General features: G+C 45.1%; 1 protein-coding gene. It reads left to right on the forward strand.

Annotation, left to right across the window (positions count from 1 at the left end; genetic code table 11):
• Positions 1 to 1,019, forward strand: a 1,019-nt coding sequence (locus ON063_RS14640) for an MSCRAMM family protein (protein WP_274665624.1), incomplete at both ends; no start/stop codon positions are given.

Here is a 1,019-nt window from a genome sequence, read left to right on the forward strand (position 1 = left end):
AAATATTCGCTTGAAGAAGTGAACGCTCCAAATGGATACGTTCATTTCAACAAAGCAAAAACGGTTGAAGTATCCGGTAAAAAAGAAGATGAAGAATTCGAATCGATCATCGTGACCAATCAAAAGGTTCGTCAAGACGTCACGTTGACGAAGTACTCAGATACGACGGAAGGGGACGTGCTGCAAGGCGCGACATTCGCACTTTACAAGCGAGCCGTCGCACCAGAGCTAGAAGACACGTTGATCTTGACGAAACAAACGAATGAATCAGGTACGCTTTCTGTCGAAAACTTGCTTCCGGGAGATTATTATTTCCTTGAAACGATTGCGCCAGGAAATCATTTGCTTGATGACAAAACGGAGCATGGATTCGAAATCAAGGAAAACCAGTTGCAACCGACGCTCGTGAGTGTCACGAACCAACCGTTCAAATCCATCGAACTGAAGAAAGTCGACTGGAAAGGTTCGCCGATCACATTGGACGACGACAAGAAGGTTGCAGAGTTCGACCTCATTATCGTGAAGGATGGAGAGGAGACGGTTCTTCGGAAAGGCTTGAAGGTTGGATTGAATGAGACATTGCTCATTGAAGACCTTGACCTCGGTGAATATAAACTCGTCGAAACAAAAGCACCAGATGGTTATATTCTCCCAGAAAATCGTGAAGCCGGAACATCATTCACTATCACGCTCGAGAGTCCGAAACGTCAGCAAGTCATCGTGGAAAACGAAACGATGAAGACGGTTCAACTGGTTAAAGTGGATCAAGATGACAAGACAAAAGTTCTTGAAGGGGCGAAATTTGAGCTCTTGAATGACAAACAAGAAGTCATTCGTGAAAATATCGTGACCGGTGAAGATGGAACGGTCACAGTAGACCGTCTTGATATCGGGACGTACTACTTCAGAGAAGTAGAGGCACCTATTGGGTATATTCAAGACGCTACACCACAATCGTTTGTCGTAAATTACGGGGATGATGGCGTGAAGTCGGTCACCGTGACGAACGAGCAACAAAA

The sequence above is a fragment of the Exiguobacterium sp. B2(2022) genome (assembly GCF_028823655.1).
GTDB classification, from domain to species: Bacteria; Bacillota; Bacilli; order Exiguobacteriales; family Exiguobacteriaceae; genus Exiguobacterium; species Exiguobacterium aestuarii_A.